This window comes from Streptomyces sp. NPDC014006 (assembly GCF_043088925.1).
Lineage (GTDB): Bacteria > Actinomycetota > Actinomycetes > Streptomycetales > Streptomycetaceae > Streptomyces.
On record NZ_JBICAJ010000003.1, the window covers coordinates 404,300 to 418,131 of the forward strand.

General features: G+C 70.1%; 12 protein-coding genes and 1 tRNA gene. 7 read left to right on the forward strand and 6 right to left on the reverse strand.

Annotated elements, in window-relative coordinates:
• Positions 1 to 54: 54 nt before the first annotated feature.
• A complete protein-coding gene (locus ACF1GV_RS14060; protein ID WP_391680437.1) occupies positions 55 to 1,497 on the reverse strand; it encodes a DUF2252 domain-containing protein in 1,443 nt (480 codons plus the stop codon).
• 255 nt (positions 1,498 to 1,752) lie between these two features.
• Between ACF1GV_RS14060 and ACF1GV_RS14065 the strand changes: the two genes are divergently transcribed.
• Positions 1,753 to 2,250: a YbaK/EbsC family protein gene (locus ACF1GV_RS14065; protein WP_391680155.1), complete on the forward strand. Its 498-nt coding sequence runs from the start codon at positions 1,753 to 1,755 to the stop codon at positions 2,248 to 2,250.
• A gap of 67 nt (positions 2,251 to 2,317) precedes the next feature.
• Here ACF1GV_RS14065 and ACF1GV_RS14070 read toward each other — a convergent pair whose 3' ends face one another.
• Positions 2,318 to 2,935, reverse strand: a complete 618-nt coding sequence (locus tag ACF1GV_RS14070) for a LysE family translocator (protein ID WP_391680157.1) — start codon at positions 2,933 to 2,935, stop codon at positions 2,318 to 2,320.
• Between the two features lie 173 nt (positions 2,936 to 3,108).
• Positions 3,109 to 3,852 carry a 2OG-Fe dioxygenase family protein gene (locus ACF1GV_RS14075; protein ID WP_391680158.1) on the reverse strand — a complete coding sequence of 248 codons (744 nt, stop codon included), beginning with the start codon at positions 3,850 to 3,852 and terminating at the stop codon, positions 3,109 to 3,111.
• A 229-nt stretch (positions 3,853 to 4,081) separates the two neighbouring features.
• Between ACF1GV_RS14075 and ACF1GV_RS14080 the strand changes: the two genes are divergently transcribed.
• Positions 4,082 to 4,999, forward strand: a complete 918-nt coding sequence (locus tag ACF1GV_RS14080; protein WP_391680160.1) for an aminoglycoside phosphotransferase family protein — start codon at positions 4,082 to 4,084, stop codon at positions 4,997 to 4,999.
• A gap of 82 nt (positions 5,000 to 5,081) precedes the next feature.
• On the opposite strand, the gene ACF1GV_RS14085 is transcribed toward ACF1GV_RS14080, so the two are convergent.
• The 3 genes from ACF1GV_RS14085 to ACF1GV_RS14095 form a co-directional block, all read right to left on the reverse strand.
• Positions 5,082 to 5,717, reverse strand: coding sequence for a TetR/AcrR family transcriptional regulator (locus ACF1GV_RS14085; RefSeq protein ID WP_391680162.1), 636 nt, complete (start codon positions 5,715 to 5,717; stop codon positions 5,082 to 5,084).
• 157 nt (positions 5,718 to 5,874) lie between these two features.
• On the reverse strand, positions 5,875 to 6,855 hold the full coding sequence (locus tag ACF1GV_RS14090) for a DsbA family protein (RefSeq protein ID WP_391680163.1): 981 nt from the start codon (positions 6,853 to 6,855) through the stop codon (positions 5,875 to 5,877).
• A gap of 184 nt (positions 6,856 to 7,039) precedes the next feature.
• A tRNA-Leu gene (locus tag ACF1GV_RS14095) sits at positions 7,040 to 7,123 on the reverse strand.
• 509 nt (positions 7,124 to 7,632) lie between these two features.
• On the opposite strand from ACF1GV_RS14095, the gene ACF1GV_RS14100 reads away from it, so the two are divergent.
• The 5 genes from ACF1GV_RS14100 to ACF1GV_RS14120 all read left to right on the forward strand — a co-directional run bounded on the left by ACF1GV_RS14100 (position 7,633) and on the right by ACF1GV_RS14120 (position 13,676).
• Positions 7,633 to 8,526, forward strand: coding sequence for an FhaA domain-containing protein (locus tag ACF1GV_RS14100; RefSeq protein ID WP_391680164.1), 894 nt, complete (start codon positions 7,633 to 7,635; stop codon positions 8,524 to 8,526).
• Between the two features lie 10 nt (positions 8,527 to 8,536).
• Positions 8,537 to 9,046, forward strand: a complete 510-nt coding sequence (locus ACF1GV_RS14105) for an FHA domain-containing protein (protein WP_363265294.1) — start codon at positions 8,537 to 8,539, stop codon at positions 9,044 to 9,046.
• A 92-nt stretch (positions 9,047 to 9,138) separates the two neighbouring features.
• Positions 9,139 to 10,731 carry a Stp1/IreP family PP2C-type Ser/Thr phosphatase gene (locus ACF1GV_RS14110; RefSeq protein ID WP_391680166.1) on the forward strand — a complete coding sequence of 531 codons (1,593 nt, stop codon included), beginning with the start codon at positions 9,139 to 9,141 and terminating at the stop codon, positions 10,729 to 10,731.
• 27 nt (positions 10,732 to 10,758) lie between these two features.
• Positions 10,759 to 12,195, forward strand: coding sequence for an FtsW/RodA/SpoVE family cell cycle protein (locus tag ACF1GV_RS14115; protein WP_391680167.1), 1,437 nt, complete (start codon positions 10,759 to 10,761; stop codon positions 12,193 to 12,195).
• The gene (locus tag ACF1GV_RS14120; RefSeq protein ID WP_391680169.1) at positions 12,192 to 13,676 is read left to right on the forward strand and encodes a peptidoglycan D,D-transpeptidase FtsI family protein; all 1,485 of its coding nucleotides are present in this window, start codon (positions 12,192 to 12,194) and stop codon (positions 13,674 to 13,676) included. The genes ACF1GV_RS14115 and ACF1GV_RS14120 overlap by 4 nt, the downstream gene beginning before the upstream one ends.
• Positions 13,677 to 13,832 lie beyond the last annotated feature (156 nt).

Genomic DNA, 13,832 nt, shown 5'->3' on the forward strand with positions numbered 1-13,832 from the left:
ATCCAGCCGCCTCCGGGACGCACACCCCATCTCCGCAGCGACCTCCTCCGCGACTCACACCCCCATCTCCGCAGCGACCTTTCCCGCCCTGACCGCCGCCACCAGGTCCGCGTGGTCCGCCTCGGTGCGGTCGGCGTAGGCGAGTGCGAACGTGGCGATCGCCTCGTCCAGTTCCTCGTTCTTGCCGCAGTAGCCGGCGATCAGACGCGGGTCGGCACTGTGCGAGTGGGCACGGGCCAGCAGCGCGCCGGTCATCCGGCCGTAGTCGTCGACCTGGTCGGCGGCGAGGGCGGCCGGGTCGACGCTGCCCTTGCGGTTGCGGAACTGCCGGACCTGGAAGGGGCGGCCGTCCACCGTCGTCCAGCCCAGCAGGATGTCGCTGACGACCTGCATCCGCTTCTGTCCCAGCACCACCCGGCGGCCCTCGTGGTCCACGTCCGGCACCTCGAAGCCGGCGGCGGCCAGGTGCGGCACCAGCGCGGACGGCCGGGCCTCCTTGACCTGCAGCACGAGCGGCTCGCCCCGGTGATCGAGGAGCAGCACGACATACGACCGCGTGCCCACACTGCCCGTGCCGACCACGCGGAAGGCGACGTCGTGCACCGCGTGCCGGGCCAGCAGCGGCAGGCGGTCCTCGGAGAGGGTGGAGAGGTAGGACTCAAGGGACGCGGCCACCGCCGCCGCCTCGGTGTCCGGTATCCGCCGCAGGACGGGCGGTGCGGGTACGAAACGGCGCCCGCCGTCCTCGGCCGGCTCCGTCGACTTCGCCGCGAACCGGCCGCTGGTGTTGGCCCGCGCCTTCTCCGAGACCCGCTCCAGCGTGCCGAGCAGATCGTGGGCGTCGGTGTGGGAGACCAGTTCCTCGTCGGCGATGGCGTTCCACGCGTCCAGCACCGGCAGCTTCGCCAGCAGCCGCATGGTGCGCCGGTAGGCGCCCACCGCGTCGAACGCGGCCTGGCGGCAGGCGTCCTCGTCGGCGCCGGCTTCGCGCCCGGCCAGCACCAGTGAGGCGGCGAGCCGCTTCAGGTCCCACTCCCAGGGGCCCGGCACGGTCTCGTCGAAGTCGTTCAGGTCGATGACCAGTCCGCCGCGCGCGTCACCGTACAGACCGAAGTTCGCCGCGTGCGCGTCCCCGCAGATCTGCGCGGTGATCCGGGTCAGCGGCGTCCGCGCGAGGTCGTACGCCATCAGCCCTGCGGATCCGCGCAGGAACGCGAACGGCGTGGCCGCCATCCGGCCGACCCGGATCGGCGTCAGCTCGGGCAGCCGGCCCCGGTTGGACTCCTCCACCGCCCCCACGGCGTCCGGGCGGCCGGCGCCGAGATCCAGCTCGGCGTGTGCCCCGCGCGGCACCCGGCGGCGCAGCACCTTGCCCTCCTCCTTCGGCGACCCCGGCGCGGGCCATTCGGCGAAACCACGCACCCGGGGAAGCCGCCGAACGGCGGCCGTCGCCACCCCCTCGGTCTGGGCGGACACCCCCTCGGTCTGGGCGGACACCCCCGATGCATCCGACACCTCGGACGCCACCGCACCGGTCTCGGTCACCGCGACCGCCTCCCCCGGACATCAACTGCGCGAACGACAGCTGCACGAACATCGACTGCGCGAACATCAACGCGTGCCGACCGTACAGCCGGTGGCCGAAACAGGTCAGACCCTGGGGACCACTCGGCGGTTGTGGACAACTCGGTCACCCCTCGGACGTTAGGGTCAACTCGCCCGACACAGCCTCCGTTTGCCCGAGGGGAACCCATGGCCTCGCACGACACCTACGACAAGCTGATCGCCCTGCTCGACGAGCACGGGGCCGACTACCGGGTGATCGAGCACGAGAGCGAGGGCGCCACCGAGGCGGTCAGCCGGCTGCGCGGCCACGACCTGGACCGGGCCGCCAAGTGCATCATCGTGATGGTGAAGATCGGCAAGAAGGAGAAGCGCTTCGCCCTGGCCGTCGTCCCCGGCGACAAGCGCGTGGACCTGGCCGCGATCAAGGCGCTGTACGGCGGCACGTACGCCTCCTTCGCCTCCCCGGAGATCGCCGAGGAGCTGGCCGGGTCGCAGAGCGGGACCATCCTGCCGTTCTCCTTCGACGAGCGGCTGGAGCTGATCGTCGACACGGCGCTGCTGGCCCACCCGGAGTTCTTCTTCAACGCCGCCCGCCTCGACCGCTCCCTGGCCCTGTCGACCACGGACTACCGCTCGATCGCCGAGCCCCGCCTCGAGCCGATCTCCCAGGGCACTCAGGACTGACGGTCCCGGTCACCAACGCCACACAGCGCAGGGGGACGCTCCCTCACGAGACCGACGGCGTCACCGCTCACTGGACCGCCGGCGTCAGCGCCAGCACCACCCCAAGTCCCACCAGCACGCTCCCGATCACCTTGTTCAGCACGGCCTGCCGTCGCAGCAGCCGGGCGCGCAGGTCCTGCTGTGAGAAGAGCAGCGCGACCAGGGCGAACCACACCAGGTGCGCCACCGACATGAACAAGCCGTATCCGATCTGCTGGGCGACCGGGGTGTCGGCGCTGACGACCTGCGTGTAGGTGCTGAGCACGAACAGCATGGTCTTGGGGTTCAGCGCGTTCGTCAGGAATCCGGTCCGCAGCGCCCCGGCCGGGGACAGCGTGCCGTCGGCGGACAGATCGATGTGCAACTGGGCCTTGGCGACAAACGTCTTGTAGCCGATGAACACCAAGTAGGCCGCACCGACCAGTTTCATCACCGTGAAAAGCAGCGGCGTCCGCGAGACGAGCAGTCCCACGCCGACCATCGTGTAGGTGACGTGGACGAGGACGCCGAGCGAAATTCCCGCCGCCGCGAGAATTCCCGCGCGGCGACCGTAGAGATAACTGTTGCGTACGGTCATCGCGAAGTCCGCGCCGGGGCTGATGACAGCCAGCACGGTGATGACTGCCACGGCGACGATCTGACCCATGTTCCCGTTTTCTCACTCGACCGGCACCGGACCGGCTCTCGACCGGCACCGGACCGGCTCTCGGCCCGCACCGGACCGACTCTCGACCGGCACGGGCTGTCGACCCGCACCGGACCGGCAGGACTTGCACGAGGGCGCCCGCGGCCGAACCGCGGGCGCCCCGAGCACCGACGTCAGGCGGCCTTGTGACGGTAGGTGATCACCAGCACGTCACGGGAGGCGGGCCGGCCCGGATCGAGCTGCTGGATCGGCGACACCCCGTGGAAGACGCGCTCGTCGTTGACCAGCGCGAGGTCCAGCGGGTCGGTGAGGGTGAACTTCTCCAGCGGCTCCTGCTCCAGGTTGAAGATGGTGCTCTCGCCGCCGCCCGCGTTGGACCGGTCGATCATGGCCATCAGCACGAAGGTGACGCCGTCCCGGTGGACGCCCTCCGGGGTGGGCTTGCCGATCTCCTCCCCGTCGACCTCGATGCGGAACTGGTGCGCCTCGATGTGCCACGCGGAGTAGGGCGCGAGCCGGCCGAAGATGTCGCAGCCCAGGGTGACCAGGCTGTCCATGGTCGAGCCCTTCAGGACGGCGTCCTCGAACGGCTCGTAGTGGCGGGCGACGCCCCCGTTGAGGTTGTTGAAGTCCAGCGTCTGGTAGTGCGGCTGGTGCGCCTCGACCCGGTACTCGGCGGCGCCCTTCGGGGCGCTCAGCGTGGCGTGCCGGCGACGCCGGTAACGGCCGCCGTCGGCCATGTAGGCGTCGAGCGGCATACGGTTCCAGCTCTCGCGGAAGTCCTCCAGATCGTCCAGCGCGTTTTCGGAGCGCCCACGCAGGAGATCCGCGACCTTGGCTCCGGAAAGCAGGTCGTAGCTTTTCGCGGAGAGCGAATCGCAGAGTTCCTCGATTGCGGCGTGGTATTGCGAAGACATTTTTCCCCCTGGGCCTTCATGATCGATACCGCCGTAGATCATGAGGCGCGGCGCGCACGCGTGTCAACGAAATCAAGGAACTGTTTACACTCGGTTCGTCCCGTCAGCTCTTTTCAGCCATTGGCCGAGTTTTGCGGCTTGACGAAATACTCGAGTCACTTTTCCACCCGCCCGACGGCCGCGAAATTCCGGTGACGGGGAACACCCCGGCGGTGTAGGAACAGGGGTGATGACGACCCCGGAGAAGACGAAGATGCACGACGGCGAAGCGGCCACCGACCCCGCCCTCGTCCGCCGCCTCCTGCGCGCCCAGTTCCCCGGATGGGCAGACCTGCCGATCACCCGCCTCGCCTCCGGCGGGACGGTCAACGCGATCTACCGCCTGGGCGGTGAGCTGACCGTCCGGTTGCCGCTCCTCGAGGGCGGCGCCGAGAGTCTCGACGACGAGGCGCGCTGGCTGCCGCGGCTGGCCCCGCTGCTGCCCGCCCCGATCCCCGAGGTCGTCGCCCTGGGCGAGCCCGCCGAGGGCTACCCCCATCGCTGGGCGATCCACCGCTGGCTGGACGGCGAGGTCCTCCGCGAAGGCGAGGCGTCCGACGACCTGGCCCACGACCTCGCGGTCTTCGTCACCACCCTGCGCCGGGCCGGTCGGTCCGAAGCGTCCGGCCTCGACGACGGCCCCCCGGCCTACCGGGGCGCCCCGCTGCGCACGGTCGACGCCGAGACCCGCGCGGCGATCGGGGAACTGCGCCGCACGGACGAGCCCTTCGACGCGGACGCGCTTCTCGCCGCCTGGGACACCGCGCTTCAGGCGCCGGACTGGACGGCTGAGCCGTGCTGGACCCACTCCGACCTCATGCCGAGCAATCTGCTGGGCGCCGGCGGCCGGCTGACCGGAGTCCTCGACTTCGGTACGGCCGGCGTGGGCGACCCGGCCGTCGACCTCATCCCGGCGTGGAACCTGCTCACGCCCACAAGCCGCCTCGTCTTCCGCGACGGTGCCGGCATCGACGACGCCACCTGGACGCGGGGCCGCGGCTGGGCCCTGTCCATGGCGGTGATCCAACTGCCGTACTACCGGCACACCAACCCGGTCATCTCCGCCAACGCCCGCTACACCCTGCACCAGATCCTGGACAGCCGCTGAGACCGTACGGCGCACGAGACCGTACGAAAGCCGGCACCGTACGGCGCATCGGCGAGTACGCGCGCGTCAGGGGCGGGCGGCGTCACGACTGTCCCCGGATCAAGGCCCAGGCCAGCTGCGAGAGCTGGTCGACGGCGGCCTCCTCGTCCTGCCCGGGGGCGTCGAACTCGCCCTGCGCCCAGTGCGCGATGAGCGCGACCAGGCCTCCGCTGACGTAATGAGCGCGTACCAGGAGATCAGCGTGTGCGCCCGGCCCGGTCTCGGCACCGGCGTCGGCGGTGAGCTGCTCGAACCAGGCCTGGGCGAGCCGGCGCTGAAGACGCACGGAGAACCGGGAGCTGCCGTCCTCGCCCAGCATGCGGGCGTACAGCGGCCTGTGCCGGTCGACGTGGGCGAAGAGGTTGCGCAGGTGCCCGGGCACGGGGTCCTGCTCGGACGTGCCCAGGCCCGCTGCCGCGGCCGGCCGGCAGGCGCGCACGGCGTCCACGATGCCGCTCATGGTGCTGTCCGTGGCGTCGAGGAGCAGGTCGTCCCGGTCCTTGTAGTGCAGGTACACGGTCGCCCGGTTGACCTCGGCCCGCTCGGCGATGTCGGCCATCGTGACCGTGTCGAGGTCCCGTTCGGCCGACAGGGCAAGGACGGCGTCACGCAGCTGCGCCCTCGTCTTGCGGGCGCGCGGGTCCCGGGAGGCACCACGGGTGTTTGACGCGTTCGGCATGGAACCCAGTTTCCACGACACGCGACGTCAAAACAGCACCTGTCGTCCAAGCGATGGGTGTCGTACACCTCTCCACGCCCCTGCACCCGCTCGGCGCGACCGGCATCCGCCCCTCATGCCGCCTGGAGCGCCATCATCGAACGGCCCGGCTGACCGGTCAGTGGCCGTAGGAAGGCGTCATGGCCGCCGCGATCCGCAAGTGGACGGCGGCCTCGCCGCTCCGGCCCTGCCGCTCCAGCGCGCGCCCCAGCAGCAGCCTGGCGTACGAGTCGTCGGGCCCCTCGGCGACCAGCTCCTCCAGCATCCGCACGGCGCGGCCGAGCTGCGCGGAGTGGAAGCAGGCGCGTGCGGCCAGCAGGCGCACTCCGCGGTCGGGGCCCTGCTCGTCGAGGAGTGGCCCGAGCAGGGTGAGGCACCCCAGAGGGTCACCGAGGCCCAGCAGCGCGTCGGCCTGCCGCAGCCGCAGCACCTCCGCGGGCAGCGTCCGCTCCGGCCTTCCCTCGCCGTCGCGCAGGAAGTCCGCGATGACGTCGGAGGGCTGGGCCCCGGTCAGGGACCGGCCGGCGATCACCAGGGTGGGGGAGGACTTGACGCCCATGGCCTTGCCGGACAGCAGCAGCTCCTTGACGGCCCGCTCGCCCGCGTCACCGGCCAGGAGGTCCCCGCCCTGCGGCAGGCCGGCCCGTCGTGCGATGCCGGCGAGGACCTCACGGGAGCTGATGTCCTGCTCCTCGACGAAGTGCGCCCGCAGGACGCCCTCCGCCACGGCGTCCTGGAGGCGGGCGCCGCCGAGCTCGTGGGCCAGCGCCAGCAGCCGGTGTGCGTCATGGCTGTTCGCCCGCCACGCCGCACCCCAGCGCGGGCCGATTCCCTCCTGCGCGGCGATGCGCGAGACCCGCACCCGGTTCTGAGCGGGGGTCGTGCCCGGAGCGCACTGCTGCAGCGCCTCGTCCACCACGGGATCCCTCAGCTCGTCGGCGAGCGGCAGCGCCTGAGCGGGGGCCATGGGGTCGATCCGGAAGGGACGCCAGACCACCTCGACCGGCTCGCCCTGCCATCCGGCCAGCGCCCGCTCCAGTCGGCGCTTGCCGATGTACGCCCACGCGCACACGACGTCTGCCCAGACTTCGACTCTCATGGCCCGACGGTATTCAACACGTGTCGTCTAAGCAACACATGTCGTTGAAATCCGGCCACGCTCTCGAAGCGGCGGCACACAGCCGCGTGAGATGGCTCACCCACCGTGCAGGCACAGCAAAACGAGAAACGGGCCCCTGCGGTGACTTCCGTCACCGCAGAGACCCGTTCCCGGTATCTCTTTGTGCGCGAGGGGGGAGTTGAACCCCCACGCCCTTTCGGGCACTGGAACCTGAATCCAGCGCGTCTGCCTATTCCGCCACCCGCGCATTGGGTGTGTCCTCGGGTTCCGTTCCTTTCGGCCCGGCGCCTTCCGACACCCAGAACATTAGCACGCCGTCCGGGGTGGATTCACATCCCTTCCCGCCACCCCCAAGCCACTCCCCGGCGGGCACAGCGGCCGGTGCCCGCATCCCCCTGAGCAGCGCCCCGAGCTCCCCACACTCCCGAAACCGCCCCCCGTGCCCCGCACGTCTCGGCATCACCCCCGGCACGTATCAACCTCGTACCGGTCCCGGCCGTCCCCCTTCAAGGGGAGGGAGCGCACAGCAGGGTGCGGGACACTGGTTTGCGGCCGCCTCTACGATCCTGGGCAGAAGTACCCCGCAAGGGGTACGAGGCATCAGGAACGCACCGAGGCGTCGACACCCGTCGACCGGGCCGACAGGGGGAACCAGCCGATCGACCGGCGCGTGGATACGATCAGTAAGCAGTACCAGGTAGGGCAGTACCCGCACCGCGGGCAGCAGGACGGCAGGAACGACGGAGGAGGTGCCCCATGGGAGTCCTGAAGAAGTTCGAGCAGCGTCTCGAAGGTCTGGTCAACGGCACCTTCGCCAAGGTCTTCAAGTCCGAGGTCCAGCCCGTGGAGATCGCCGGTGCGCTCCAGCGTGAGTGCGACAACAACGCGACGATCTGGAACCGCGACCGCACCGTGGTCCCCAACGACTTCATCGTCGAGCTCAGCACGCCGGACTACGAGCGGCTGAGCCCCTACTCCGGGCAGCTCGGCGACGAACTCGCCGGGATGGTGCGCGACTACGCCAAGCAGCAGCGCTACACCTTCATGGGCCCGATCAAGGTCCACCTGGAGAAGGCCGACGATCTCGACACCGGTCTGTACCGGGTCCGCAGCCGCACACTCGCCTCGTCCAGCAGCCAGCAGGCGCCCGGCGCGCCCGCGGCCGCCGGACAGGCCGGCGCGCAGCAGCAGGGCGGCTACGGCTACCCGCAGCCCGGCCGGCCGGCCGCGCACGGAGCGCCCGGTGCGCCCGCCGCGGCGCCCCCCATGCCGTCCGCCCCGCCGCCCGGCGCCCGCCCCGGCGGGTACGGCTATCCGCAGCCGGCGAGCCCGCAGCGGCCGACGGCCGCCGCACCGGCGTCCGGAGGACGCACCCGCTACTGGATCGAGATCAACGGCACCCGCCACCAGATCTCCCGCCCGACGCTCGTGCTGGGCCGCAGCACCGATGCCGACGTGCGGATCGACGACCCCGGCGTGAGCCGCCGGCACTGCGAGATCCGGACCGGAACGCCCTCGACGATCCAGGATCTCGGATCCACCAACGGCATCGTGGTGGACGGACAGCACACCACCCGCGCTACGCTCCGCGACGGCTCGCGGATCGTCGTGGGCAGCACCACCGTTATCTATAGGCAAGCCGAAGGGTGAAGCGGGGGCAATGTCAGAGCTGACCCTCACGGTCATGCGGCTGGGTTTCCTGGCCGTCCTGTGGCTGTTCGTGATCGTGGCCGTGCAGGTCATCCGCAGCGACCTGTTCGGAACGCGCGTCACTCAGCGCGCAGCCCGGCGGGACGCCGGACGGCCGCAGCAGGCCCAGCGGCAGGCGCCGCCGCAGCAGCGCCAGCAGCAGGGCGGCGGCCGCCAGCGCCGTAACGCCCCCACCAAACTCGTCGTGACCGAGGGCACCCTCACCGGCACCACCGTCGCGCTGCAGGGCCAGACCATCACCCTGGGCCGAGCGCACGACTCCACGATCGTGCTGGACGACGACTACGCCTCCAGCCGCCATGCCAGGATCTACCCGGACCAGGGCGGGCAGTGGATCGTCGAGGACCTGGGCTCCACCAACGGCACGTACCTCGACCGGACGCGGCTGACGACCCCGACGCCGATCCCGCCGGGTGCGCCGATCCGCATCGGCAAGACCGTCATCGAGCTGCGGAAGTAGTGCTACGTCATGAATGAGCGCGAGCGGAGCGAGCACGCAGCGGCGGTTCACACCCCGGACCCCGGCGCGCTCCCGACCGGAGGGTGGGCAGTGTGGCTCGACACGACCGGCTGCATGCGGAGCCGACGGGCGAGGTGGGCATGAGTCTGTCACTGCGCTTCGCCGCCGGATCACACAAAGGCATGATCCGCGAGGGCAACGAGGACTCCGGCTACGCGGGTCCGCGGCTCCTCGCGATCGCCGACGGCATGGGCGGCCAGGCGGCCGGTGAGGTCGCCTCCTCCGAGGTGATCTCCACCATCGTCGCCCTCGACGACGACATCCCCGGCTCCGACATCCTCACCGCGCTCGGTACGGCCGTGCAGCGCGCCAACGACCAGCTGCGGCAGATGGTCGAGGAGGACCCGTCGCTGGAGGGCATGGGCACCACGCTCACCGCCCTGCTGTGGACGGGCCGGCGGCTGGGCCTGGTGCACGTCGGCGACTCCCGTGCCTACCTGCTGCGCGACGGCGTGCTCACGCAGATCACGCAGGACCACACCTGGGTGCAGCGCCTGGTCGACGAGGGCCGCATCACCGAGGAAGAGGCCACCACCCACCCGCAGCGCTCGCTGCTGATGCGCGCCCTCGGCAGCGGCGACCACGTCGAGCCGGACCTGTCGATCCGTGAGGTGCGGGCCGGCGACCGCTATCTGATCTGCTCCGACGGGCTGTCCGGAGTCGTCTCCCACCAGACGATGGAGGACACCCTCGCCAGCTACCAGGGCCCGCAGGAGACCGTGCAGCAGCTGATCGAGCTGGCGCTGCGCGGCGGCGGCCCCGACAACATCACCGTGATCGTCGCCGACGTCCTGGACCTGGACACCGGTGACACGCTCGCCGGGCAGCTGTCCGACACCCCGGTCGTGGTCGGCGCGGTCGCCGAGAACCAGCACCACCAGCACGACAACGGCATCATGCAGACGCCCGCCGGCCGCGCCTCCGGTCTGGGCCGGCACGCCGCGCCCGGTGGCGGCGGTGAGTTCGGCCCGCCCGGCTCGGGCGACACCACCGGCTTCATCCCGGCCGGCAGCTTCGGCGACTGGGACGAGGGCGACTTCGCCAAGCCGCGCAAGAGCCGTAAGTGGATCAAGAGATCGCTGTACTCGGTGCTGGCGCTGGCCGTCATCGGCGGCGGCCTGTACGGCGGCTGGCGCTGGACGCAGACGCAGTACTACGTCGGCAGCAACGACGAGCACGTCGCCCTGTACCGCGGCATCAACCAGGACCTGGCCTGGGTGTCGCTCTCGAAGGTCGAGAAGGACCACCCCGAGATCGAACTCAAGTACCTGCCGCCCTACCAGCAGAAGCTGGTCACGAAGACGATCGTGGAAAGCGACCTGGCGAGCGCGCGGAAGAAGATCGACGAGCTCGCCCTGCAGGCCTCCGCCTGCAAGAAGCAGGCCGAACGCAACGCCGCCGAGAACGAACACACCCCGAAGACGGGCCAGGGCGAAGCCGGGGGCACCACGGGGGGAACCACTCCCGCCTCCTTCACGTCCAAGGTCACGCCCAGCCCTTCGGCCACAGGAAAACCGGGCACGAAGGCCCCGTCCACCTCACCGACCCCCACCGCCAATCCCAGCCCCGGCCCCAGCCTCTCGGAGGAAGAGCAGAAGGTCGTCTCGCTGTGCGGTAAGCAGTAGGCAAGCCGTGAGAGGCCCTGTCACACGATGAGCAGTACTACCAACACGTCGTCGCACCACACGTCCACGATCGGCGCCATCGGCGCACCGAGCCGGCGCAACACCGAGCTCGCGCTGCTGGTGTTCGCCGTCGTCATCCCGGTGTTCGCCTACGCCAACGTCGGGCTCGCGATCAACGACGAGGTGCCCGCCGGTCTGCTGAGCTACGGCCTGGGCCTCGGCCTGCTGGCCGGCGTCGCCCATCTCGTCGTCCGCAAGTTCGCGCCGTACGCGGACCCGCTGCTGCTGCCGCTGGCCACGCTGCTCAACGGCCTCGGCCTGGTGGTCATCTGGCGGCTGGACCAGTCGAAACTGCTGCAGTCCATCAAGCAGGCCGGCACCGCGGCGCCACGGCAGCTGTTGTACACGGCATTGGGCATCGCGCTGTTCATCGTCGTGCTGATCTTCCTCAAGGACCACCGCGTCCTGCAGCGCTACACCTACATCTCTATGGTCGGCGCGCTGTTCCTGCTGCTGCTGCCGCTGGTGCCGGGCCTCGGCCAGAACATCTACGGCGCGAAGATCTGGATCTCCGTGGCCGGCTTCTCCATCCAGCCCGGTGAGTTCGCCAAGATCGTGCTGGCGGTGTTCTTCGCCGGCTATCTGATGGTGAAGAGGGACGCGCTCGCGCTCGCCAGCCGCCGCTTCATGGGCCTGTACCTGCCGCGTGGCCGTGACCTCGGCCCGATCCTGGTGGTCTGGTTCATCTCCATCCTCATCCTGGTCTTCGAGACCGACCTCGGTACCTCCCTGCTGTTCTTCGGCATGTTCGTGATCATGCTGTACGTCGCCACCGAGCGGACCAGCTGGATCGTCTTCGGTCTGCTGATGTCCGGCGCCGGCGCGGTCGGCGTCGCGAGCTTCGAGCCGCACGTCCAGCAGCGTGTCCAGGCCTGGCTCGACCCGATGAAGGAGTACACGCTCTCCCGTCAGGGCGCCGGCGGTCACTCCGAGCAGGCGATGCAGGCGCTGTGGGCGTTCGGCTCCGGCGGCACCCTCGGCTCCGGCCTCGGCCAGGGCCACAGCGACCTGATCCGGTTCGCCGCCAACTCCGACTTCATCCTCGCCACCTTCGGCGAGGAGCTGGGCCTGGCCGGCCTGATGGCGCTGCTGCTGATCTACGGCCTGATCGTGGAGCGTGGCGTGCGCACCGCCCTCGCCGCCCGCGACCCGTTCGGCAAGCTGCTCGCCATCGGCCTGTCCGGCGCGTTCGCGCTGCAGGTGTTCGTCGTCGCCGGCGGTGTGATGGGCCTCATCCCGCTGACCGGTATGACGATGCCCTTCCTGGCGTACGGCGGTTCCTCCGTCATCGCCAACTGGGCCCTGATCGGGATCCTGATCCGGATCAGCGACACCGCGCGCCGCCCGGCACCCGCGCCCGCCAGCAACCCCGACGCCGAGATGACCCAGGTGGTCCGTCCGTGAACAAGCCCCTGCGCCGCATCGCGATCTTCTGCGGTCTGCTGGTCCTCACCCTGCTCATCCGGGACAACTGGCTGCAGTACGTGAAGGCCGACTCGCTGGCCACCGACGACAAGAACCGCCGCGTCACCATCGCCCGCTACTCCACCCCGCGCGGCGACATCATCGTCGGCGGCAACCCGATCACCGGCTCGGCGAAGACGAGCACGACCGGGCTGAACGACCTGGAGTACAAGCGCACCTACAAGAACGGCCCCATGTGGGCGCCGGTCACCGGGTACGCCTCGCAGGCCTTCGGCGCCAACCAGCTGGAGTCCATCGAGGACGGGATCCTCACCGGCACCGACGACCGGCTGTTCTTCCGCAACACCCTCGACATGGTCACCGGCAAGGAGAAGCAGGGCGGCAACGTCGTCACCACCCTCAACGCCGCCGCGCAGCAGGCCGCGTTCAACGGCCTGAAGAAGCGGGGCGCCAAGGGCGCAGTCGTCGCGCTGGACCCGGCCACCGGCAAGATCCTCGCGCTCGCCTCCTACCCGTCGTACGACCCGTCGGCCTTCGCCGGCAACTCCAACGACGACGCCAAGGCGTGGGACAAGCTCCAGAAGAAGAACAACCCCGACGACCCGATGCTGAACCGGGCGCTGCGCGAGACCTACCCGCCGGGCTCCACGTTCAAGGTGGTCACGGCCGCGGCCGCGCTGGAGAACGGGCTCTACCCGGACGCGGACAGCAAGACGAACTCGCCGCTGCCGTGGATCATGCCGGGCACCACGACTCCGCTGAAGAACGAGGGCAACATCCCCTGCGAGAACGCCACCATGCGTGAGGCGCTGCGGGTCTCCTGCAACAGCGTCTTCGGCAAGATCGGCGCCGACCTCGGCAACGACAAGATGCTGGCGGAGGCGAAGAAGTTCGGCTTCGACGCGGAGCAGTTCACGCCGGTGCGCTCCAGCGCCTCGGTCTTCTCCGACGACATGAACAAGTCGCAGACCGCGCTGTCCTCCATCGGCCAGTACAACACCGCGGCCACTCCGCTGCAGATGGCCATGGTGGCCTCCGCGGTCGCCAACGACGGCAAGCTGATGAAGCCGTACATGGTCGACCAGCTGCAGACGTCCAACGTCGACCCGATCGAGCAGACCGACCCGAAGGAGCTGAGCCGGCCCCTGTCGGCGAAGAACGCGCAGATCCTTCAGTCGATGATGGAGACCGTCGTCAAGGACGGCACCGGCAAGAACGCCCAGATCGACGGCGTCACCGTTGGCGGCAAGACCGGCACCGCCCAGCACGGCGTGGAGAACAGCGAGAACCCCTACGCCTGGTTCATCTCCTACGCCAAGCTCGCCGACGGCAGCTCACCGGTCGCGGTCGCCGTGGTCGTCGAGGACGAGGCGGCCAACCGGGACGACATCTCCGGTGGCGGTCTCGCCGCCCCCATCGCGAAGAGCGTGATGGAGGCGGTCATCAAGAGCAAGAAGTGAACCCGATCACGTCGTCTGCACAATGCCGCACGTTGCGATACCGGTCCTGTATCGGGTGACGGGCTTGGCCAGGTCACACAAACCGATCCGGGTACGGTAGGCCCGGACGACAGCCTCCGGCCGCACGGGCGTGCCGGTCGGGACCGATGGAGAGGG